We start from the raw sequence: 23,278 nt of genomic DNA, 5'->3' as shown, positions 1-23,278 counted from the left end.
CTAGGACGCCTTTCGCGTCGCCCGGCGGGCGTAGACGGCGACCGCCGCGATGATGATCACGCCACGGATCACCTGCTTGAAGAACACGTCGACCTCGAGCTGGTTGAAGATGGCGTCGATGCTCGCGAGCAGCAGCACGCCGCCGACCGTGCCGACAACGCCGCCGCGCCCGCCGGCCAGGGCTGTGCCGCCGAGCACCACCGCGGCGATCGACTCCAGGTCGTACAGTCCCTCGGTGCCTACCCTGGGTGCGCCGGCGCCGAGCCGACTGGCGAGGTAGACCCCGGCGAGGCCGGCGCACAGAGCGCACAGCACATGGGCGGTGACGAGGACCCGGCTGCCCCGCACGCCGGAGAGCCGGGCGACCTCCGGGTCACCGCCCACGGCGATCAGGTGGTGGCCGAAGCGGGTGCGCGCCAGCACGAACCAGGCCGCGGCGGCGACGGCGAGCAGCAGCAGGAACGACAGCGGCAGCGGGCCGACGCGCTGGTACCCCAGGCCCTGCACGAGGGCGGGCGCGGTCTTGCCGGCCGGGCCGTCGTACCCGTTGTCGAGGTATCCCTTCAGCAGCAGTCCGACGCCGACGGTCGCGATGAAGGGGTTGATCCGCGCCGTGGTGACGAGCAGGCCGTTGACGAGGCCGATCGCGGCGCTGACGGCGAGCGTCAGGCCGATCGCGGGCAGCATGGCGCCGTCGTCACCGGCCATGGTCTCGGCGGCGACGAGGGTGCTCAGGCTGACCACGTACGCCACGGACAGGTCCAGTGAGCCCCCGACGACGACCAGTGTCTGGCCGACCGCGACGAGGCCCAGACCGGCTGCGACGTGCAGCAGGCTCACCGTCGTCGGCACGGTGAACAACCGGCCGCCGTCGACCGTGACGATGAGCCAGCCGACCGCCAGGGTGAGGACCAGCGCGACGAACACGCCGGGCGGGGTCCGCCTGGCCGCCAGGGACAGCGTGCCGCTCATCCGGCCGCCTCCCGCGCGGTGCCGACCGCCAGGGCGACGACGTCCTCCTCTGTCGCGCCGGCGGGTAGCTCGCCGGCGATCCGGCCGTCGCGCATGACGATGATGCGGTCGCTCATGCCGAGCAGTTCGGGCAGCTCGGACGAGACCATCAGCACGGCGGCGCCCTCGCGGGCCAGCCGGCGGACGAGGTCGTGGATCGCCGACTTGGCGCCCACGTCGATGCCCCGGGTCGGCTCGTCGAAGAGCAGGATGCCCGGGTCGAGCGCGAGCCACCTGGCCAGCACGACCTTCTGCTGGTTGCCCCCGGACAGGAAACGGACCTCCTGGTCCTCCCCCGCGGCGCGCAGCTCGACGGCCGCGAGCAGCTCCCGGATCCGCGTGGTTCGCGCACCGCGGCCGAGCCGGCCCAGGCGGACGGCGCGGCCGGCCAGCAGCGCGTTGTCGAGCACCGACTGCTCGGCGACGATCCCCTCGCCCTTGCGGTCCTCGGAGACGTAGGCGATACCGGCCCGTATCGCGGCGCGGGGCGAGCGCAGCCGGACCGGCGCTCCGTCAACGGTCACCTGGCCGGTGCTGAACGGCGCGGCACCGAACAGTGCGCGGGCCAACGCCGACCGGCCGGAGCCCTGCAGGCCGCCGACGCCGAGCACCTCGCCGGCGCGCAGCCGCAGGTCGATGCCGCGCAGCTGCCGGTTGCCTCCGCCCCGGACAGTCAGCCGCACCGGGCCCAGCTCCTGCGGTTTCGCCAGACCGGGATAGTAGCTCGACAGCTCGCGGCCGACCATGTGGCGCACCAACTGATCGGCGCTGGTGTCCGCGGTGTCCAAGGTCGCCACCGCCCGGCCGTCCTTGAGCACCGTGATCCGGCTGGACAGGTCGAAGACCTCCTTGAGGCGGTGCGAGACGTACAGCACGCCTATCCCGTGCTCCTGCAACCGCCGTACGAGCGCGTAGAGCTGGCCGACTTCGTGGTCGGCTAGAGCCGCGGTGGGCTCGTCCATGATGAGCAGCCGCGCGTCGAGGGCGAGCGCCTTGACGATCTCGACCACCTGTTGCTGCGCCACGCCGAGTCGTCCCACGCGCGTGTCGGGCGGTAACGAGCCCTCCCCGATCGAGGTGAGGAGCTCCGCGGTGTGGCTGAGCATCGCCTTGCGGTCGACGAGCCCGCGGCGCAGGGGCTCGCGGCCCAGCCAGACGTTCTCCGCGACCGTACGCTCGGGCAGCAGGGTCAACTCCTGGTGGACGATGCCGATACCGGCCTGTTGGGCCTCACGCGGGCCGGGGAACGTCCGCGGTGCGCCGGCGAACTCGACCGTTCCCTCGTCGGGCTGGTGGACGCCGGACACCACCTTCATGAGCGTGGACTTGCCGGCGCCGTTCTCGCCGACGACCGCGTGCACCTCGCCCGGCCGGACCTGGAGGTCGACGCCATCGAGCACCCGCACACCGAGGAACGACTTGCCGATGCCTCGCAGAGCGAGCAGCGGTGACGGCAGCAGGCCAGACATCGTGGGACCCTCTACATTCGCGTCGTCAGCAGGATTGAGTCACCGATAGCTGAATCGTTTGGGTGCGGTCGGCGTGAAATGACAGTTTTCGCCCGCGAGCTATCGTCGAATAGCCGCGAACTTTCGCCGGACTGGATGGCGACATCGCGGCCCCGAGGGTAAATGCCTCGATGAGCGCCTGGCAATACCACCGGACATCACAGAAGGACGTTCACCGTTCGAACTGCTCAATGTGGACCAGCGATCAGCCGACAACGATCGATACACCAAAATCTGTTATCGAATCGGCCCGTCCACCGTCGCGCGCCGGACCAGGACGACTGATGCGCGAAATGTGTTATTGAATCGGCCCGACGACGGTCGCGCACCGAACCACATCGATTGATACGCAAAATGTGTTATGGAATCGGCCGTACCCGAAGCATATTGACTGTTGCGATAGGCCGCTGCATGCTGTCCGGCAGACCACGGGAGACGGTCGCATCTGGTGTGACGCCCCCCTCTCTTCCGTAGGGACTTGACTGCCCGTCACGGCGGACGGGACGACGAGCTGACGGCACACGCGTTCCTACGACGCGCTCAGGAACTCTGGCGCATCGCAGGTGCGGCCGACGCGTGCCCGTGGTCATGCCATCGTTGCTCCGCCGACATAGGAGACGGCATGCGTCGCATCATATTAATCTTCGCGGCGATCGCGAGCGTGCTCCTGTCGCTCGTCATCGCCCAACCGGCGTCAGCCGCGCCGACCTTCCGAGCCCTGGTCTTCACGAAGACAACCGGCTACCGGCACGATTCGATCCCCGCCGGCCTCACGATGTTCCGGGAGCAGGCGGCGGCCAACAACTTCGAGTTGGTCACCAGCGAGGACTCAAGCGTTTTCACCCCGGCGAACCTCGCCACCTTCGACGTGGTCATCATGTTCCAGACCTCGGGAATGGTATGGACAACGGCGGCCCAACGTCAGGCGATGGAGGGCTACCTCGCCAGCGGCAAGGGCATCGTCGCGATCCACAACGCCACGGACATGGGCATCGAGAACGAGTACCCGTGGTGGGACCAGACCATCAACGGCGGCGCACACATGCCGGAGCACTCCCCCGGCGTGCTGGCCGGCACCGCCATCGTCGCGGACAAGAAGCACCCGTCGACGGCCGGCCTGCCGGACCGTTGGAACCGCAGCGAGGAGTGGTACAACTTCGACCGCAACCCCCGCGGTGACGTCCATGTCCTGGTCACCGCGGACGAGCGCACGTACAACCCGGGCTCCCGCGCCATGGGACCGGACCACCCCATCTCCTGGTGCCGCAACACCGGCGGCGGCCGCGTGTGGGCCACCGCCATGGGGCACACCAGCGCGGCCTACAGCGAGACCCATTTCCGCAACCACGTCCTCGGGGGCATCAAGTGGGCGGCCGGCAACGAGCCCGGCGACTGCGGCGGCACCGTGTGGGGCAACTTCGAGAAGCGCACCCTCGACGACAACACAGCGGACCCGATGGCCCTCGCGGTCGCCCCGGACGGGCGGGTGCTCTACGTCCAGCGGGGCGGGCAGCTGAAGATCTTCAAACCGACGACCAACAGAACCGTGACAGCCGCCACGCTCAGCGTCTACACCGGGGGCGAGGACGGCCTCACCGGACTGGCGCTCGACCCCGACTTCGCCAGCAACGGCTACGTGTACCTGTATCACTCCCCAGCCGGAGTCCCGAACGACATCAACCGGGTCTCCCGGTTCACACTCACCGGCGACACCCTGAACATGTCGAGCCAGGTGACGATCATCGACATCCCCGCGACCCGGGACCGCACGTTCGCCGAACCCGGGCACACCGGCGGGTACATCGAGTTCGGGCCCGACAAGAACCTCTACATCGGCACCGGGGACGACGTCCCACCGAACCTCGACTCCAACTGGCAGGGCTACGCCCCGCTGGACTGGCGGCCGGGCAAGGCCAACCTCGACGCCGCCCGCACCGCCGGCAACACCAACGACCTGCGGGGCAAGCTCCTGCGCATCCGGCCGTCGGCCGACGGCGGCTACACCGTCCCGGCCGGCAACCTCTACCCGCAGGGCACGGCGCAGACCCGGCCGGAGATCTACGCGATGGGCTTCCGCAACCCGTTCCGCTTCTCGATCGACCCGGACAACGGGTGGGTCTACCTCGCCGACTACGGCCCGGACCGGAACCCGCCCACGACCAATCGCGGCCCCGAAGGGCTCGTCGAACTCAATGTCATCAAGACCCCGGGCAACTACGGCTGGCCGTTCTGCCACGGCGACAACCAGGCCTACGCGCCCTACAACCCGAGCACCGGCGCCGTCGGCGCCAAGTTCAACTGCAACGCGCCGGTCAACAACTCACCGAACAACACCGGCCTGACCAACCTCAAGCCGATCGTCGCGCCGAACATGTGGTACGGCTACGGCGTCTCACCGAACTTCCCCGAACTCGGCTCCGGCGGCTCGGGCCCGATGGGCGGACCGGTCTACCGCTACAACGCCGCCAACCCGTCCGAGACGAAGTTCCCGCCCTACTACGACGGGGTCCACTTCTTCTACGAGTGGTCGCGTCACACCGTCAAGGAGGTCCACTTCGACTCCGCGACCGCGGTCACCCGGACCAACTCCTTCATGCCCGCCGCCAAGTTCCTCAAGCCGATGGACATGGAGTTCGGGCCCGACGGCTCGCTGTACCTGCTGGAATGGGGCAACAACTTCTCCGGCGGCAACAACGACTCGGGTCTCTACCGCATCGACTACAACCACGGCGGACGGTCGCCGATCGCCAAAGCCACCGGAACGCCCACCAACGGGGACGCGCCACTGAACGTCCAGTTCAGCAGCGCCGGGTCCACAGACCCGGATCCCGGCAGCTCGCTCAGTTACCTATGGACGTTCGGCGACGGCACCACGTCCACGGCGGCCAACCCGTCACACACCTACACCGCCAACGGCAACTACACCGCCCAGCTCAAGGTCACCGACAACACCGGCAAGACGGCCTTCGCCAACGTGCCGATCACCGTGGGCAACACCGCACCGAAGGTCACCATCACGATTCCGTCCGACGGCGGCATGCTGGACTTCGGCGACCGCGTCCCGTACAAGGTGTCCGTCTCGGACCCCGGCGGCGCGCCCGTCGACTGCGCCAAGGTGTTCGTCAACCCCGCCCTCGGTCACGACGACCACCAGCACGAGACCACGGACTACCCGGGGTGCTCGGGCACCATCGACACGTCGCTGCTGGGCGGGCATCCCGACGGCGCCAACCTGTACTACGTCCTCAACGCCCGCTACACCGACGACGGCGGCCCCGGAGGTGCGAACCCGCTCACCGGCTACGGCCAGGTGATCCTCCAACCCAAGCACAAGCAGGCCGAGTTCTACTCGGACCAGTCGGGTGTGCAGATCGTCGAGCAGGCCGGCGCGGAGAGCGGCAAGCGGGTCGGCAACATCTCCGACGGCGACTGGATCGCGTTCAAACCGATGAGCCTGTCGGGCATCACGAGCGTGCGTTACCGCCTGTCGTCGCCGAGTGGCGGCGGATCGATCGAGCTGCGCGCCGACTCCCCGACCGGCACGCTCCTGGCCACGACACCGGTGCCCAGCACCGGCGGCTGGAACACCTACCAGTCCACGCCGGCGGTGAACACAGCCGATCTCGCCGGCTCCCACCCGCTCTACCTGGTGTTCAAGGGCACCTCGAGCAACTGGTTCGACCTCGACTCGCTCACCTTCGGCGGCAACGGGGTCGGCGAACCGGGCAACGGCGGCGGTGGCGTCGCCGGTCGGACCTGGACGGTGGCGGCGCAGCACAGCGGCAAATTCGTGGACGTCAACAGCGCCTCGACCGCTGACGGCGCCCAGATCGTCCAGTGGCCGGCCACCGGCGCGGACAACCAGAAGTGGCAAGCCGTCGACGCCGGTGGCGGCGCCGTCCACCTGAAGGCGGTGCACAGCGGCAAGTGCCTCGCCGTCGCGGGCGGGTCCACCGCCCAGGGCGCGTTCCTGCAGCAGTCCACCTGCGACAACGGAAACGCGCAGAAGTTCGTCGTCACACCGACCACCACGGCGGGCGTGTACACGATGAAGAGCCTGCCCAGCGGCCTGTGCGTCGACGTCAACGGCGGCTCGACGGCCGACGGCGCACGACTCCTGCAATGGAGCTGCCACGGCGGCACCAACCAACAGTGGCGGTTCACCGCCGTCTAGCCCGTCCGGACGGGATGCCCGGCGCGGTCGCGCGCCGGGCATCCCTCCCTACGACCAGGTGAGGAACCGCCATGGTGTTTCGGATACCCCGGCCCCGCTGGTACGGGCGTCTGTCCGCGCTGGGCGCCGTCCTGGTGCTTGTCGCCGTCGGCGCCACCGCGGTGGCGGCACCGATCGAGCCCGGGCAGAGCGCCCCCATCGTGGGCGCGCAGTCCGGCCGCTGCCTGACCGTCCCCGGCGCCGGCACCACCAACGGCACCCAGACCCAACTCTGGGACTGCACCGGCGCGGCCGGCCAGACCTGGACCTACACCGCAAGCAGACAACTGACCGTCTCCGGCAACAAGTGCCTCGACGCCAGCGGACGCGGCACCACCAACGGCACCCCGGTCATCATCTGGGACTGCAACGGCCAGAACAACCAGCAGTGGAACGTCAACCCCAACGGCACCATCTCCGGCGTCCACTCCGGACTGTGCCTCGACGCCAACGCCGGCGGCACCGCCAACGGCACCAGGATCACCCTCTGGTCCTGCCACGGCGGCACCAACCAGCAATGGAACTCACCGACCCCGCCGCCGGACCCACCGGTGCCGGGCGGCGCGGGCACGTGCGACATCTACGCCTCGGGCGGCACCCCCTGCATCGCCGCCCACAGCACCGTACGGGCGCTCTACGGCACCTACGACGGCAACCTCTACCAGGTCCGGCGCTCGTCCGACAGCACGACCCGGAACATCGGCGTCCGGAGCGCGGGTGGCACCGCCGACGCGGCGACGCAGGACTCGTTCTGCGCGGGGACCACCTGTGTCATCACCGTCGTCTACGACCAGTCCGGCCGCGGGAACGACCTGTGGTACCAGGGATCGAGTGTGGTTCCGGGCTCCAGCCAGAGCCGCCCGGCGGTCGCGACGTCGGAGTCGCTGGCGGTCGGCGGTGGCAAGGCCTACTCGCTCTACATCAACCCCGGAAACAGCTACTGGCGGGACGGCCACCTGACCGGCGTGCCGACCGGCAGCGCCCCCGAAGGCATGTACATGGTGACCAGCGGCACCCATGCCAACGGCGGCTGCTGCTTCGACTACGGCAACAGTGAGACGACCCGGGCGGCCGACGCGGCCGGGGCGATGGACGCGATCAATTTCAGCACCCAGTGCTGGTTCGGCGGCTGCGCCGGCTCCGGCCCATGGGTCCAGGCCGACCTCGAATGGGGGCTCTACTCCGGTGGCAGCCAGACCTGGAACCCGAACCAGCGGGCCTTCACCAGCAAGTTCGTGACAGCGATGTTGAAGAACAACGGGACGAGCCGTTTCGCGCTCAAGGGCGGCAACGGCCAGACCGGAAGCCTGACCACGCTGTGGGACGGCGCGCTTCCGCCCGGCTACAGCCCCATGAAGAAGCAGGGCGCCATCATCCTCGGCAGCGGTGGTGACTGCTGCAAGCCCGGCGGCGGCGCGAACCTCAGCGCCGGCACCTTCTACGAGGGCGCGATGGTGTCCGGATATCCCTCCGACGCGACCGAGAGCGCGGTGCAGGCAAACATCGTCGCCGCCGGCTACCGCTGAGTCGCTACACCCATGAACGGAGAAAACAGGATGCGACAAGGCAACAATCGTCACCGATGGCGCACGCCGATAGCCGTGGTCATCGCGCTCCTCCTCGCCGCGGCCGGTATCGGCGGCTTCACCGGGACGTCCGCCGCCGCCGAGGCCCCCTCCCTCACCGCGAGCGCCGGATGCGGCAAACCCCCCGCGCTGTCGAGTGGTCCGCGCTCGATCCAGAGCAGCGGCAAGACGCGGAACTACATCCTGCGGTTGCCCGCCAACTACGACAACAACCGCCCGTACCGACTGGTCTTCGGCTTCCACTGGAACGGCGGCACCGCGGGCGACGTCGACTCGGGCGGAACCAGCGGATACTCCTGGTCGTACTACGGACTGCGGGCGATCTCGAACGACAGCGCGATCTTCGTCGCGCCCCAGGGCCTCGGGAACGGCTGGGCCAACTCCAACGGCGAGGACCTGACCTTCGTCGACGACATGATCAGGCAGATCGACGCCGGCCTGTGTGTCGACACCGACCAGCGCTTCGCCGGGGGTTTCAGCTACGGAGGCGGCATGAGCTTCGCGCTCGCGTGCGCCCGGCCGACAGTGTTCCGCGCGGTCGCCGTCTACTCGGGCGGGCAGTTGAGCGGGTGCAACGGCGGCACCCAGCCGGTCGCGTACATCGGACTGCACGGCTTGCGGGACCCGGTGCTCCCGATCGCCACAGGACGGTCGCTGCGTGACAGGTTCGTGCGGAACAATGGCTGCACTCCCCAGAACCCGCCGGAGCCGGCACGGGGCAGCCTCACGCATACCGTCACGACCTACTCGGGGTGCCGCGCCGGCTACCCCGTGGCATGGGCCGCGTTCGACGCGGGGCACACGCCCGGTCCAGTCGATGGATCGGCCGGCGACTACGAACCGGGTGAGAGGTCCTGGACCCGGGCGGTGGTGTGGAACTTCTTCACACAGTTCGACGACACGACGCCCAACCCGCCCGACCCGACCACGTTCCGGCTGACCAACCAGGGTTCGGGCCGGTGCCTGGACGTCAACGGCGAGAACGCGGCCAACGGCACACCGATGATCATCTGGGACTGCCACAGCAACGCCAACCAGCGGTTCACCCAGAACGGTGCGGCGCTGCAGGTGCTGGGCAAGTGCGTGCACGTCCCGGCCGACGCCGCCGCCGGCACGCGGGTGCAGATCCAGGACTGCAACGGTGGCGCCAACCAGCAGTGGGTCCTCAACAGCAACGGCACGATCCGCAACGGTCAGAACGGGCTGTGCCTGGATGTCAGCGGCGCGAGCACCGCCAACGGCTCCGCGGTCATCGTGTGGAACTGCCACGACGGCGCGAACCAGCGCTGGACGCGAGCATAAGCGCACAACTGAAGGCGGTACGTGACATCACGTACCGCCTTCCCCGTGCCCCGACGCCAGCGGACGCGGCACCACCAACGGCACCGCCGTCGTCGTCCGGCAGTGCAACGGCCAGAACAACCGGCAGTGGAGCCGTCGTTGAGCGGTGACGCCGACCGTCTCCTCGCCTGAGAACCCGGAAGGGCCACCGCACACTGGCAGGTGGCCCTTCCGTCGTGCCGCGTCAGCTCAGGGCAGGGTCCATTTCTGGTTGGCTCCGCCGTTGCAGGACCACAGGTGCACGAGGGTTCCGTCAGAGGAGTTGGCGCCCGACACGTCCAGGCACTTGCCTGACTGCGGGCTGCGCAGCGACCCGTCCGCGTTCGCCTGCCAGTTCTGGTTGGCGCCACCGTTGCAGGACCACAACTGGACCTTCGCCCCGTCAGCCGTGCCGTTACCGCTGACATCCAGGCACTTGCCCAGCGCCTTGACCGTCGATCCCGGCGTCACCGTCCACTGCTGCCTCGCCGAGCCCGTGCACGACGAGATCTGCACCGCCGTCCCGTCCGCCGAGCTGCCATTACGGACATCCAGACACTTGCCCGCGAGCCCCACGACCGGACCCACGCCGGGTGTCGGTGTCGGGCCGCCGCCCAGTTCCTTGATCCGGACGTTGCGGAACGATACGTCGTCCCCCGTGCCGTGATTCTGGATGCCGACGTGGCCGGCGAGCGAGCGGGCGGGGTCGGTGTTGGTGAAGTCATTGATCTTCACGCCGTTGAGCCAGACCTGGAGCCGCTCGCCCTCCACGAGCACCTCGAAGGTGTTCCACTCGCCGGGTGGGTTGAGCGCCGCGTCCCGGGCAGCCGTGTCCGGGGCCTTCACGGCGTAGATCGACCCGGTCGTGCGGTCAGGCGCGTCGGTGGCGTCGATCTGGACCTCGTAGCCGTTGTCCAGTGCCGACTGCGGGTCGCTCGTCGGTGGAAACCCGACGATCACGCCGGAGTTGTCGTCGCCGGCCGTCCTCCAGTCCAGCTTCAGCGAGTAGTTGGTGAACTGCCGGGCGCTGTACCAGAGCATGCCCATGCCGCCGTAGGAGGCGAGGGTGGCGTCCGAGTTGGTGAAGCCACCCGGGCCGGCCTGCGACCAGCCGGTGGTCGAGCCGTTGTAGAGGGTCGTGTAGCCGGTCTCGGGCCGGCAGTCGGCCTTGGTCCGGCCTGCCGCGTACCGGATGCCGCCGAGCAGGTGCGCCCGGAACGCCGGCTCCGCGTACGACGCCTGGCTGTGCCCACCGCCGGTGTAGAAGGACCGGCCGCCCGAGTGAGTCTTGCACCAGGTGTGCGGGTGGTCGGCGCCCATCGAGCCGCCCGAGTACGAGGACTCGTCCAATGTGGCGAGCACGCGCGCGGTGGCGCGGGGGTTGGTCCGGAAGTTGTACCACTCGTCGGTGCGGGTCCATGTCTGCGGCAGGTGGGCGGTCGCCGCGTGCGCCCGCCCCTCCACCTTGACGTTGGCCTGCTGGACAGCGGGGTGCGAGGCGAAGTAGGCGCCGACCAGATCGCCGTAGAACGGCCAGTTGTACTCCGTGTCCGCGGCCGAGTGGACGCCGACGAAGCCGCCGCCTGAGCCGATGTACGACTGGAAGGCCGACTGCTGGGCGTCGTTCAGAACGTCACCGGTGGTGTTGAGGAAGATCACCGCCTCGTAACGGCTCAGGTTGCCGGTGGTGAAGTGGTTGCCGTCCTCCGTGGCCGTCACCGTGAAATTGTTCGCGGCGCCGAGGTCGCGGATGGCCTGGATCCCTGCCGGGATCGAGTCGTGCCGGAATCCGGCCGTCTTGGAGAACACGAGGACGTCGTAGGACGTGTCCGCGGCACTGACGGGGCTGGGCTGCCCGAGGAGGGCCAGTGCGGCGAGTGTCGCGATCGCCCCACCGAGCAGGGTTCGGGGTTGTCTGCGCATGTCCGTCGCTCTCTTCCTGGTGACAGATATCAGGGCAGGGTCCATTTCTGGTTGGCTCCGCCGTTGCAGGTCCACAGGTGCACGAGGGTGCCGTCCGAGGAGTTGGCGCCCGACACGTCCAGGCACTTGCCTGACTGCGGGCTGCGCAGCGACCCGTCCGCGTTCGCCTGCCAGTTCTGGTTGGCGCCACCGTTGCAGGACCACAACTGGACCTTCGCCCCGTCGGCCGTGCCGTTACCGCTGACATCCAGGCACTTGCCCAGCGCCTTGACCGTCGATCCCGGCGTCACCGTCCACTGCTGCCTCGCCGAGCCCGTGCACGACGAGATCTGCACCGCCGTCCCGTCCGCCGAGCTGCCGTCACGGACATCCAGACACTTGCCCGCGAGCCCCACGACCGGACCCGCGCCGGGTGTCGGGCCACCGCCGGGATTGAAGGTGAACGCGTCGACGTCGAAGAGGAATCCGGAGCCGCCGCTGAAGGTCAGATAGAGCGTGGTGGTGCCGGCCGGTGCACCGGAGATCGATCCGCTGACGGTGGTGAAGCTCGTCCACGAGCCGGTGACCGGGACGGTGGCGGAGCCGAGGACGGTGCCGGTCGGCGAGCCGGCCCGGACCTGCAACGTGCCGCCCGCGCCGGCTGACGACACCCGGGCGTTGAACGATGTGGCGTTGCTCAGCTTGTACGGCTCGAAGGCGATCCAGTCGCCGTTCTCGATGTCGCCGACGGACTTGCCGCCCTCGGCGGTCGACTTGTCGTAGATGGTGATGCCGGACGAGGTCTTGTAGTGCTCGGCCTGCCGGTGCTTGGGCTGAAGGATGTGCTGGGTGTGCGTGGTGAGCCCGGCGCTGTCGGTGTACTCGGCGTCGAAGACCCCGAAGATGTTCGCGGCGTCGTCGTGCTCGCCGTCGACCGGGATGGTGATCGTGCCGGAGCAGCCGGTCTTCGAGGTGACCGGATGGCCGTGGCTGTCGTGGCCGACGATGTACGTCAGCTTGACCTTGGCGCAGTCGACCGTGCCGTCCTCCGGGTCCGTGACGGTGAGGCTGTAGGGCACGGTGTCGCCGAAGGCGAAGATCTCCCCCGCGGCGGGACTGTTGATGGTCACGGTCGGGGCGGTGTTGCCGACGGTGATCCGCACGTCGGCGGTGCCGGTGGCACCCTGCGGGTCACGCACGGTCAGCCTGGCCGTGTACTCGCCGTTCGTGCTGTACGTCTTCGTCGGGTTGGCGGCGGTGGAGGTAGTGCCGTCACCGAAGCTCCAGGCGTAGGTCAATGCCCCGCCCTCGGGGTCGGACGAGCCGGCCGAGGAGAAGGTCACGGTCAACGGCGCCGCGCCGGAGGTCCGGTTGGCGGAGGCCACCGCCGTGGGCGCCCGGTTGCCGGCGCCGACGTGGTCGAAGCGGTACAGGGCGGAGTACTGGTCGCCCTGGTAGAACCCGGAGCCGTAGTCCAGCACGTAGTAGGAGCCGTCCGGGCCGAACGCCGAGTCGATCACCTGCTTGCCGCTCCAGGGGAAGCTGTCGATGGTCCCCGGGGAGCCGTCGGCGTTGAGGTGGATCGGCTTGATCCAGCCGCGGCCGAACTCCGTGGCGAAGAACTGCCCGTCGAACGACTGGGGGAACTTCGTGGGAGAGCTGAGGTTGGGGTCGTACCGGTACACCGGGCCCGCCATCGGTGACTCCGAGCCGCTGCCGAACGCCGACGGGCTGCCGGCCTCGCCGCCGTAGCGGATCCAGGCGGCCTTGGCGGGGGGCAGTGTGCTCAAGCCGGTATTGCGGGGCGAGTTGTTCGTCGGTCCGCCCGAGCAGTTGTACTTCGCGCCTGCCGTGTTGGTGGCGAAGTCCCACTCGGCGTACGTCTCGGAGCTGGTGTTGGTGCCGGTGCAGTAGGGCCAGCCGTAGAAGCCCGGGCCCGTGACGCGGTTGAACTCGACCTGGCCCTGCGGCCCGCGCGCCGTGGTGGCGCCGGCATCGGGACCGTAGTCGCCGACGTAGACGATGCCGGTGGCCTTGTCGACGCTCATCCGGAACGGGTTGCGCAGGCCCATCGCGTAGATCTCCGGCCGGGTCCTTGCCGTGCCGGGCGCGAACAAGTTGCCTGCCGGGATCGAGTACGACCCGTTCTCGTTCACCTTGATGCGCAAGATCTTGCCGCGGAGGTCGTTGGTGTTGGCTGCGGAGCGCTGCGCGTCGAACGCCGGGTTGCGGTTGGTCCGCTCGTCGAGCGGGGAATATCCGGCGGACTCGAACGGGTTGGTGTCGTCGCCGGTGGACAGGTACAGATTGCCTGCCGCGTCGAAGTCGATGTCTCCGCCGGCGTGGCAGCAGAGGCCTCGGTCGGCCGCCACGTCGAGGATGTCCACTTTGCTGGACTGGTTGAGCGTGAAGTCGGCGTTGAGCGTGAACCGGGAGAGCCGGTTGACGCCTTGCCACGCCGACCAGTTGCTGCCGGTGGTCGGGGCGTCGCCGCCTGGTGTGGACAGCGGCGGGGCGTAGTAGAGGTAGATGTGCCGGTTGGTGGCGAAACCCGGGTCGATGCCGATGCCTTGCAGGCCGTCCTCGTCGTGTGTGTACACGGGGATGTTGCCGATCACCGTGGTGGTGCCGCTCGCGTCCGTGCGGCGCACGGTCCCGTTGCGAGCGGTATGCAGCACCGACCGGTCGGGGAGTACGGCCAGCGACATCGGCTCACCGACCTCCGCCACCCCGCGGGCCAGTTGGACCTGCTGGAAGTCGGCGGGGTTGATCGGGTGCGCCGACGCTGGTGTCGCACTGGACAAGGCCGCGCTGAGAGCGGCCGCGACCAGGAGCAGAGCCGAAGCGATGGCCGACCAACGCGCGACTAAACCCCTCCCGATGCGCATGAGCATGACAATGCACTCCCCTTCCTGAACAGGTGGCTGCCAGGCTTGGGGCGCGCGCTGCCGCGCCGATGCCGTAGCGGGATGTCGCCCCTTCGGCCCGCTGGGTGTGCTTCAGCAGGGCCACTACGCCGAGCGGGGGCAACCGCTCGGAAATATGACAAGTCGATGGCTACCGCGCTGTCGGGTCACATCGAGGACCGTGACGGTCCACCGACAAGGCTAGAAGGCCTCAGCCCGATGTGTCCATACCTCCTTCCGGACCAGCCGGGCTTCTGGTCCCTTGTGGAGGAAGTGACGAAGGGTGCAGAGGGGCCTCGGACCACGTCCCAGGACAGGCGATCCGCTCTCCGACCAGGAACGCCTCGGAGGTGCCCCGTCACCAGCTCGCTGATGAAGAGCCGCACCCGAGCGATGTCCCGCTGCCTTGGCGGAGCCGCAGGCCATTGTGGCTGCGGCTCCGCACGGGCTCTGGGGTCAGGACGGGTCGCCGTACTGGAGGCCGCGTCCGTTGGTGCCGACGTAGACGCGGCCGTAGGTGTCGGGGTCGCCGGTGATGACGCCGACGCTGCCGATGGCGCCCCACTGGTGGGCCTTGTCGTTGACGCGGAGCCAGGTGGCGCCCTTGTCGGTGGAGCGGAAGACTCCGGTGACGTCCTTGACGGTACCGATCAGGTACAGGGCCTGGTAGTTGGCGCCCGGCTTGGCCTTGCCGAAGCCGAGGGCGGAGGCGGACTGCACCGTCTTGAGCGTGGTGAAGGTGCGGCCGCCGTCGGTGGAGTGCAGCAGCCCCTTGTCGCCGCCGGCGATCCACAGGTCGCCGGCGATGCCGGGAACGGCCGTGAGCTTGCCGGCGGGCAGGTTGCCGGCGCGGGCGGTGAAGGTCGCGCCGCCGTCGGTGCTGGCGTAGAGCGTGCCGCCGGACAGTGAGTAGAACGTCCTGGCTGAGGAGCGGTCGGCGACGACCACGGCGTCGCTGCCCAGGCCGTTGACCCTCGACCAGCTCGACCCGTTGTCGGTCGAGCGGTACGGGGCCTGACCGGCCTGGGTCCAGACGATGGCGGAGCCGTCCGCCGCGAGCGCGACATGGCCGTCCTGGGCACTGGCCACCGGCTCCGCCTTGAAGCCCTTCCAACTGCGGCCACCGTTGGTGGAGTAGGCGCCGTCCTGCTCACCGCCACGGCCGACGCGGACCATCAGCGCGGGCTTGGACTGCGCGAAGTCGATGTCGGTGCTGTTGGTCATCATCGGGTTCTTCAGCCGCCCGGAGGGCACCTTGGTCAGGGAGTCGTGCCGGAAACCGCCCTGATCACCCATGGCGGTGATGACCTTGGCGCCGCCGGGCGGGGCGATCGCGTCCATCAGCGCGGTCTCCTCCAGCCCTCGGGCACCCATGCTCCAGTGGCTGGTGCCGCCGTGGTCGGAGGCATCGGCGTCCTTGCTGCGCAGGATGCCGTTGCCGGTGCCGTACAGCACGTGCCCGGAGTTGAAGGGATCGATGGCCAGGGCGGTCATCCAGTGCCCGGTGTGCGTGCCGACGTAAGGCGCGGCGGCGGCGCTGCGCACCGACTTGTCGGCCAGTGCCTTCCAGGTCGTGCCGCCGTTGGTGGTCCGGTAGACCTCGTCCTCGGGCCACCAGCGGCCGAGGGTGGTGACCATCACCGTGGACGGCTTGCGCGGGTCGACGGCCAGACCGGAGAACCCGTAACTGCCCTGGGACGGGGAGATGTTCTTCCACGCCCCGCCGGCCGGTGTGTACTTCCACACCGAGCCCCCCGTCACACCGTTGGGCCCGAGGTTGTCGGTGTACGTCAGGTACAGCGAGCCGTCACCGGAGACCACCCCGTGCTGCGGCAGCTGACCGGTGGGCTGCCCGGAGACGGCCTGCCAGGTGCCGCCGCCGTCGGTGGAGCGGTACAGGGAGGAGGACCTGTCGTTGACGCCGACGTAGATCGTCTTGCTGCCGGCCGGGCCGTACGTCACGAAGGAGATGCCCGCACCGCTGCTCGCCCCGTCCTTGACGGGGAACGAGGAGACCTGACGCCATGTCACGCCGTGGTCGGTGCTGCGCCACAGGCCGTTCTTACGGGTGCCCAACAGCAGGGTGCTGTTGTCCGCGGGGTCGACCACCAGCCGCTCGCCCGCCCCGCGGCCGTCCTCGTTGCCGCCCACCTTGAAGGGCAGGTTGGTGCGCTTGAAGGTGCGGCCCTTGTCGGTGGAGCGCAGGATCGCGCCGTTGCCGGCCCACTCGTTGGTGTAGGTGCCCGCCCCGAGGTAGAGGCGCTTGGGGTCGACGGGGTCGGTGGCCACCGAGTCGATGCCCAGCAGGTTCCAGTCCTTCTCACCGATCCAGTCGGTCAACGGGATCCACTTCTCGGCCGCGGTGTCCCAGCGGTAGGCGCCACCCATGTCGGTGCGCGCGTACAGCAGGCCCTTCTCCCGCGGATTGAACACCAGCCCGGTGACATAACCGCCGCCCACCACCTGGGCGTTCTTCCACACATACGGCCCGGCGGCGGCCGTGGTCTGCGCACTGCTGGCCTGCGAGTCGTTCTGCGTGAACACGAGGTACGGCACGACGGCGGCGGGCACACCGAGCAGTACAGCGGTGGCGGTCCAGCGGCGGCGATGACGCCCGCGGCGCCCGCCGTTCGTGGGGTTGTTCATGGGGGTGAGGTGCTCCTTGCATGCTGTCACTGGAGGAAGCCGGCCACCGGAACTGACCGGATCCGCTCCCTTGTTGTCGCAGACCCCCCACAGGGTTGCCTTGAGCCAGGAACTTTTTTCGGCGCGGCCGACATCCTGCACGGCACCCCGCAATCAGGGGGACCGCCCCTCACACCCTCACATGGCGGGAATCCGCCTCTCAGAAAACCCAATGTCCGTCTTGACAGCAGGGTGATGAACCGTCAGGAGACCTGAACCAGACGGTAACTCGTGCCGCAAGGCTAGACAGGGGCAACACTCATGCCTCTTAATCCATCCCATGTATCGACGGAAAGGAACGAAGGGACCGAGGCCCCTGTGGATGCCCGGCCTTCTCGCCTAGGCGGATTGCCAGAGGAACCCGTCCGCGTCCCGCTCACCTCCAGGGTGGAGGTGTGAGGTGGCGCTCGGACGTCCAGCAGGCGGCGACGTCGCACTGTCGGCGTGGGTGGGGTGCGCCGACCGCCGGACTCACGCACCGCACACCCACACGGTCACATGCTCACTCCCACCTCACCGAAAGGTGCAAGATGGCCTCCTCCATCAGCAGACGGCGCCTGTTACAAGCAGCCGGAGCAACCGCCGCCGCCTCTGCCGCCGGATCCTTCATGGGCGTGTCTTCCGCCCAGGCGGCCATCCCTGCCGCAAGGGATGACATCGGAGTCTCCGCGCACCCCTTCCCGCTCGACCAGGTCCGGCTCACTGCGAGCCGATGGCTGGACAACCAGAACCGTACGCAGAACTACCTGCGGTTCGTCGATGTCGACCGGTTGCTGTACAACTTCCGGGCCAACCACCGGCTGCCCACCAACGGCGCGGCTGCCAACGGTGGTTGGGACGCCCCGACGTTCCCCTTCCGCACCCACGCCCAAGGGCACTTCCTGACAGCGTGGGCACAGCTGTACGCCGTGACCGGGGACACCGTCTGCCGGGACAAGGCGACGACCATGGTCGCGGAGCTCGCCAAGTGCCAGGCCAACAACAACGCCGCCGGTTTCAACGCCGGTTACCTCTCCGGCTACCCCGAGTCCGACTTCACCGCTCTGGAGCAGCGGACCCTGAGCAACGGCAACGTGCCGTACTACACCATCCACAAGACCCTTGCCGGCCTGCTGGACGTGTGGCGTCTCATCGGCAGCACGCAGGCCCGGGACGTGCTGTTCGCTCTCGCGGGGTGGGTCGACTGGCGCACCGGCCGGCTCAGCGGCCAGCAGATGCAGACCATGCTGCAAACCGAGTTCGGCGGCATGAACACCGTGCTGACCGATCTCTACCAGCAGTCCGGCAACGCGCGGTGGCTCGCCGTCGCCCAACGGTTCGACCACGCCGCGGTGTTCGACCCTCTCGCCGCCAACCAGGACAAGCTCAGCGGACTGCACGCCAACACGCAGGTTCCCAAGTGGATCGGGGCCGCCCGGGAGTACAAGGCCACCGGCACCGCCCGCTACCGGGACATCGCCACCAACGCCTGGAACATGACCGTCAGCGCACACACCTACGCCATCGGCGGCAACAGCCAGGCGGAGCACTTCCGGGCCCCGAACGCCATCGCCGGCTATCTGAACAAGGACACCTGCGAAAGCTGCAACACCTTCAACATGCTCACCCTCACCCGGGAGTTGTTCGCGCTCGACCCGAACCGGGCCGCGCTGTTCGACTACTACGAGCGGGCATGGCTGAACCAGATGATCGGCCAGCAGAACCCGGCCGACAGCCACGGCCACGTCACCTACTTCACCCCGCTGAACCCGGGAGGCAGACGCGGTGTGGGCCCGGCGTGGGGCGGCGGCACCTGGAGCACCGACTACGGCACCTTCTGGTGCTGCCAGGGCACGGGCCTTGAGATGCACACCAGGCTGATGGACTCCATCTACTACCGCAGTGACAACACCCTCATCGTGAACCTGTTCGTGCCCTCCGTGCTCACCTGGGCGGAGCGCGGCATCACGGTCACCCAGACCACGGCCTATCCCGTCAGCGACACCACGACGTTGAAGGTCACCGGCAATGCCGGCGGCACCTGGGCGATGCGCATCCGCATCCCGGGCTGGACCACCGGGGCCACCATCAGCGTCAACGGCGTCGCACAGAACATCACCACCACCCCCGGCAGTTACGCCACCCTGAGCCGCTCATGGACCTCCGGCGACACGGTCACCGTCCGCCTGCCCATGCGGGTCATCATGCGCGCGGCCAACGACAGCGCCGGCGTCGCGGCGATCACCTACGGTCCCGTGGTCCTGTCCGGCAACTACGGCAATTCCGCGCTCAGTTCCCTGCCGGCGCTGAACACGTCGTCCATCACGCGGACCAGCAGCACCTCGCTCGCCTTCACCGCCACCGCGAACGGCTCCACCGTCAACCTGGGCCCCTTCCACGACGCGCACGGCCACAACTACACCGTCTACTGGAACGCCGGTGACACCGTCCGTCTCTCCAACGTGGGCAGCGGTCTCGTGCTGGGCATCCAGGACATGTCCACGGCCGACGGTGGCCGCGCTCTGCAGTGGAACGACTCGGGCACGGCCGACCACAACTGGCAGATGATCACCGATGGTGACGGCTTCCGCTTCCGCAACGCCCACAGCGGCAAGGTGCTCGGCGTTCAGGACATGTCGACGGCAGACGACGCGACCGTTCTGCAGTGGTCCGACAACGGCACGGCCGATCACCGATGGACGCTGCTCGACCAGGGAGACGGCACCTACAAGATCCGTAACGCGAACAGCGGCAAGCTGCTCGCCATCGCGAACAACTCCACCGCGGTCGGCGCGTTCGCGGTCCAGGACTCGGACGACGGTACCGCCGACAACCGCTGGCGCATCGTGCGGAGCTGAGTCGGTGTCGGGACCAGATCCAGGGCGTTCTCCGCCTTTTTATTTGCCCGACTCGCCGACCAGCGTTCGACATATCGCACGCGCAGGCCGGATCACAGCCCATCTGCCCGCACAGCCCCGACGAAGCCGACCAGAACCGCTCCCCCAAGGAACGAGGTCCCCATGCTCAAACATACGTTCAGCCGCAGACATCTGCCCGTCGTGCTCGCGGCCCTGGTCGCCTCGGCGGCGACGCTGGTCGCCAACCCCGCACAGGCGGCCACCAGCGGCGCCCTGCGCGGCACTGCTTCCGGACGATGTCTCGACGTGCCGGGCGCCGGCCAGACCAACGGCACGAGCCTGCAGATCTACGACTGCTGGAGCGGAACCAACCAGCAGTGGACGCTGACGGACAACAACCAGCTGACCGTGTACGGCAACAAATGCCTGGATGTGCCGGGCCACGCCACCACGGCCGGCACCCGCCCGGTGATCTGGGACTGCAACGGCGGCACCAACCAGCAGTGGCGAGTCAACGCCGACGGCACGGTCGTCGCCGTGGAGTCCGGGCTGTGCCTGGACGTGTCGGGCGGCGCCACGGCCAACGGCACGGCGGTGCAGCTCTGGAACTGCACCGGCAGCAGCAACCAGAAGTGGAGCGGCCTGTCCGCGCCGCCGGGCGGCACCTGTGCCCTTCCCTCGACGTACCGGTGGAGCTCGACCGGCCCACTGGCGCAGCCGGCGAACGGGTGGGCCGCGCTGAAGGACTTCACCACCGTGACGTACAACGGCAAGCACCTCGTCTACGCGACCGCCTCCGACGGATCGTCGTGGAAATCGATGGGGTTCAGTCCCTTCACGAACTGGTCCGACATGGCGTCGGCCGGCCAGACCCAGATGAGCCAGGGCGCGGTGGCTCCCAAACTGTTCTACTTCGCGCCCAAGAACATCTGGGTGCTCACCTCGAACGGGTGGGGCACCCAATGGCCCTTCGTCTACCGCACGTCGAGCGACCCCACCAACCCCAACGGCTGGTCGGCGGCGCAACCACTGTTCACCGGCACCCTCCCCGACGGCAGCGCCATCGACCCGACCATGATCGCCGACGGCCAGAACATGCACATGTTCTTCGCCGGTGACAACGGCAAGATCTACAAGTCGACCATGCCGATCGGGAATTTCCCGGCCAGCTTCGGCTCGTCCTACACGACGGTCATGAGCGACACGGTGAAGAACCTGTTCGAGGCGCCCGAGGTCTACAAGGTCCAGGGCCAGAACCAGTACCTGATGATCGTCGAGGCTCGGGGAGCGACTGAGCAGCGCTTCTTCCGCTCGTTCACGGCCACCAGCCTGAACGGTCCGTGGACCCCGCAGGCCGCCACCGAGTCCAACCCCTTCGCGGGCAAGGCCAACAGCGGCGCCACCTGGACCAATGACATCAGCCACGGCGACCTGGTCCGCAACAACCCCGACCAGACCATGACCATCGACCCCTGCAACCTGCAGTTCCTCTACCAGGGTCTGTCCCCCAGCACACCGTCGGGCACCCCCTACATCAAACTGCCGTACCGGCCGGGCCTGCTCACCCTTCAGCGCTGACCCGCACGCCACCACAAGCTCGTGACCGTGCCGGTCAGGCACGGTCACGAGCGGCCCTCCGCCTCGTCCCCCAGGAAGGAACCTGATGCTCCCCCTGCCCAGACGACTGCTGCGTCTCCTCGCGGCCACCGCTCTGACAGTCACCGCCTGCGTCACCGCCTCCGCCGGCACAACGGCCCAAGCGGCTCCCGGCAGCCCCGCCCTCACCCCTCCGTTGGGCTGGAACAGCTGGAACAGCTTCGGGTGCGGGATCACCGAGGCACAGGTCCGCCAGGCCGCCGACACGATGGTGTCCTCGGGCATGCGGGACGCCGGCTACCAGTACGTCGTGGTCGACGACTGCTGGTTCGACCCGCAGCGCGACGCGGCGGGCAACCTGCGGGCCAACCCCACCAAGTTCCCCAGCGGGATGAAGGCACTCGGTGACTACATCCACGGCAAGGGCCTGAAGTTCGGCATCTACCAGGCCCCCAACGAGAAAACGTGCGCCCAGGGCGTGGGCACCTACCCCGGCTCCACCGGCAGCAAGGGCCACGAGAGGCAGGACGCCACCACGTTCGCCTCCTGGGGCGTGGACTACCTCAAGTACGACTGGTGCTCCGGCAACGGCACCCTCAACGAGCAGATCGCACAGTTCACCCTTATGCGTGACGCCCTGCGCGCCACCGGCCGTCCGATCGTCTACAGCATCAACCCCAACAGCTTCCACTCCCCCACCGGCGACAAGTACAACTGGGGGCAGGTCGCCGACCTCTGGCGGACCACCGAAGACCTCCTCGACATCTGGCAGAACGGCAACACCAACAGCTACCCGATGGGCGTCGGCAACGTCCTGGACGTCACCGCGCCGCTGGCCGCGCAGTCCGGACCCGGCCACTGGAACGACCCCGACATGCTCGTCGTGGGCCGCCCCGGCCTGACGCTGACGGAGTCCCGCTCCCACTTCGCCCTCTGGGCGCTCATGGGCGCTCCGCTCATGGCCGGCAACGACATCCGCACCATGTCCGCCGACGTGAGCGCCATCCTGCGCAACCCCCGCCTGCTGGCCGTCAACCAGGACACGCTGGGCGCGGGCGGCCGCCGAGTGCGCGACGACGGCGACACCGAGGTGTTCGCCAAGCCCCTCAAGGACGGCTCGGTCGCGGTCGGGCTGTTCAACCGGGGCGGCGGCACCGCGACCGTCTCCACCACGGCCGCCCAAGTGGGCCTGTCCGGAGGGTCGTTCACCCTCACCGACCTGTGGACCGGCGGTACGTCCAGCACGTCCGGACAGATCTCCGCCAGCGTCCCCGCACACGGTGTCGCCGTGTTCAAGGTGACCGGCGGCAGCCCGTTGGCCGCCACCACCGCACGCCTGCGCGGTACCGGATCCGGCCGCTGCCTGGACGTGGACAACGCCTCCACCGCGGCCGGGGCGACGACGCTGCTCTGGGACTGCCACACCGCGGCCAACCAGCTGTGGACCACCTGGGCCGGCGGTGAGATCCGCGTCTACGGCGACAAGTGCCTGGACGCCTCCAACCAGGGCACCACCAACGGCACCCGGGTCGTCATCTGGCCCTGCAACGGCCAGAACAACCAGAAGTGGACCACACAGGCCGACGGGTCGATCCGCAACGTCAATGCCGGGCTGTGCCTCGACGCCAACGGAGCCGGCACCGCCAACGGGACCCCGCTGGTGCTGTGGACCTGCAACGGCCAGAACAACCAGAAGTGGACCACGCTGCCGTAA

Annotated in this window: 11 protein-coding genes; 6 read left to right on the top strand and 5 right to left on the bottom strand. The window is 68.7% G+C overall.

Annotation, left to right across the window (positions count from 1 at the left end; genetic code table 11):
- Together ACZ56U_RS05615 and ACZ56U_RS05610 are read right to left on the bottom strand one after the other, a co-directional pair.
- Positions 1 to 972, bottom strand: coding sequence for an ABC transporter permease (locus ACZ56U_RS05615; RefSeq protein ID WP_469082740.1), 972 nt, complete (start codon positions 970 to 972; stop codon positions 1 to 3).
- The gene (locus ACZ56U_RS05610; RefSeq protein ID WP_469082739.1) at positions 969 to 2,480 is read right to left on the bottom strand and encodes a sugar ABC transporter ATP-binding protein; all 1,512 of its coding nucleotides are present in this window, start codon (positions 2,478 to 2,480) and stop codon (positions 969 to 971) included. Before ACZ56U_RS05610 ends, ACZ56U_RS05615 begins: the two co-directional genes overlap by 4 nt.
- Before the next feature lie 661 nt (positions 2,481 to 3,141).
- On the opposite strand from ACZ56U_RS05610, the gene ACZ56U_RS05605 reads away from it, so the two are divergent.
- The 3 genes from ACZ56U_RS05605 to ACZ56U_RS05595 all read left to right on the top strand — a co-directional run bounded on the left by ACZ56U_RS05605 (position 3,142) and on the right by ACZ56U_RS05595 (position 9,620).
- A complete protein-coding gene (locus tag ACZ56U_RS05605) occupies positions 3,142 to 6,693 on the top strand; it encodes a ThuA domain-containing protein (protein WP_469082738.1) in 3,552 nt (1,183 codons plus the stop codon).
- A gap of 71 nt (positions 6,694 to 6,764) precedes the next feature.
- The gene (locus tag ACZ56U_RS05600) at positions 6,765 to 8,258 is read left to right on the top strand and encodes an arabinofuranosidase catalytic domain-containing protein (protein WP_469082737.1); all 1,494 of its coding nucleotides are present in this window, start codon (positions 6,765 to 6,767) and stop codon (positions 8,256 to 8,258) included.
- Between the two features lie 30 nt (positions 8,259 to 8,288).
- On the top strand, positions 8,289 to 9,620 hold the full coding sequence (locus ACZ56U_RS05595; RefSeq protein WP_469082736.1) for a ricin-type beta-trefoil lectin domain protein: 1,332 nt from the start codon (positions 8,289 to 8,291) through the stop codon (positions 9,618 to 9,620).
- 228 nt (positions 9,621 to 9,848) lie between these two features.
- On the opposite strand, the gene ACZ56U_RS05590 is transcribed toward ACZ56U_RS05595, so the two are convergent.
- From ACZ56U_RS05590 to ACZ56U_RS05580, 3 genes are all read right to left on the bottom strand, one after another.
- The gene (locus ACZ56U_RS05590; RefSeq protein WP_469082735.1) at positions 9,849 to 11,561 is read right to left on the bottom strand and encodes a ThuA domain-containing protein; all 1,713 of its coding nucleotides are present in this window, start codon (positions 11,559 to 11,561) and stop codon (positions 9,849 to 9,851) included.
- Between the two features lie 29 nt (positions 11,562 to 11,590).
- Positions 11,591 to 14,428 carry a carbohydrate-binding protein gene (locus ACZ56U_RS05585; RefSeq protein WP_469082853.1) on the bottom strand — a complete coding sequence of 946 codons (2,838 nt, stop codon included), beginning with the start codon at positions 14,426 to 14,428 and terminating at the stop codon, positions 11,591 to 11,593.
- 474 nt (positions 14,429 to 14,902) lie between these two features.
- Entirely contained in the window at positions 14,903 to 17,092 is a 2,190-nt protein-coding gene (locus ACZ56U_RS05580; RefSeq protein WP_469082734.1) for a WD40/YVTN/BNR-like repeat-containing protein, read from the bottom strand.
- A 569-nt stretch (positions 17,093 to 17,661) separates the two neighbouring features.
- Between ACZ56U_RS05580 and ACZ56U_RS05575 the strand changes: the two genes are divergently transcribed.
- The 3 genes from ACZ56U_RS05575 (at position 17,662) to ACZ56U_RS05565 (ending at position 23,278) form a co-directional block, all read left to right on the top strand.
- Positions 17,662 to 19,968: a beta-L-arabinofuranosidase domain-containing protein gene (locus ACZ56U_RS05575; RefSeq protein ID WP_469082733.1), complete on the top strand. Its 2,307-nt coding sequence runs from the start codon at positions 17,662 to 17,664 to the stop codon at positions 19,966 to 19,968.
- A gap of 162 nt (positions 19,969 to 20,130) precedes the next feature.
- The gene (locus ACZ56U_RS05570; protein ID WP_469082732.1) at positions 20,131 to 21,546 is read left to right on the top strand and encodes a non-reducing end alpha-L-arabinofuranosidase family hydrolase; all 1,416 of its coding nucleotides are present in this window, start codon (positions 20,131 to 20,133) and stop codon (positions 21,544 to 21,546) included.
- An 85-nt stretch (positions 21,547 to 21,631) separates the two neighbouring features.
- On the top strand, positions 21,632 to 23,278 hold the full coding sequence (locus tag ACZ56U_RS05565; protein WP_469082731.1) for a glycoside hydrolase family 27 protein: 1,647 nt from the start codon (positions 21,632 to 21,634) through the stop codon (positions 23,276 to 23,278).

The sequence above is a fragment of the Streptomyces sp. NPDC034103 genome, assembly GCF_055575395.1.
Note: the sequence above shows the minus strand (reverse complement) of the source record. Positions and strands in the feature narration are given on the sequence as shown.

Bases quoted from the DNA above. Each gene is read 5' to 3' on its own strand.
- ACZ56U_RS05595 (WP_469082736.1), top strand. From the start codon at position 8,289: ATGCGACAAGGCAACAATCGTCACCGATGGCGCACGCCGATAGCCGTG.
- ACZ56U_RS05580 (WP_469082734.1), bottom strand. From the start codon at position 17,092: ATGAACAACCCCACGAACGGCGGGCGCCGCGGGCGTCATCGCCGCCGC.
- ACZ56U_RS05615 (WP_469082740.1), bottom strand. From the start codon at position 972: ATGAGCGGCACGCTGTCCCTGGCGGCCAGGCGGACCCCGCCCGGCGTG.
- ACZ56U_RS05590 (WP_469082735.1), bottom strand. From the start codon at position 11,561: ATGCGCAGACAACCCCGAACCCTGCTCGGTGGGGCGATCGCGACACTC.
- ACZ56U_RS05570 (WP_469082732.1), top strand. From the start codon at position 20,131: ATGCTCAAACATACGTTCAGCCGCAGACATCTGCCCGTCGTGCTCGCG.
- ACZ56U_RS05610 (WP_469082739.1), bottom strand. From the start codon at position 2,480: ATGTCTGGCCTGCTGCCGTCACCGCTGCTCGCTCTGCGAGGCATCGGC.
- ACZ56U_RS05575 (WP_469082733.1), top strand. From the start codon at position 17,662: ATGGCCTCCTCCATCAGCAGACGGCGCCTGTTACAAGCAGCCGGAGCA.
- ACZ56U_RS05600 (WP_469082737.1), top strand. From the start codon at position 6,765: ATGGTGTTTCGGATACCCCGGCCCCGCTGGTACGGGCGTCTGTCCGCG.
- ACZ56U_RS05605 (WP_469082738.1), top strand. From the start codon at position 3,142: ATGCGTCGCATCATATTAATCTTCGCGGCGATCGCGAGCGTGCTCCTG.
- ACZ56U_RS05585 (WP_469082853.1), bottom strand. From the start codon at position 14,428: ATGCGCATCGGGAGGGGTTTAGTCGCGCGTTGGTCGGCCATCGCTTCG.
- ACZ56U_RS05565 (WP_469082731.1), top strand. From the start codon at position 21,632: ATGCTCCCCCTGCCCAGACGACTGCTGCGTCTCCTCGCGGCCACCGCT.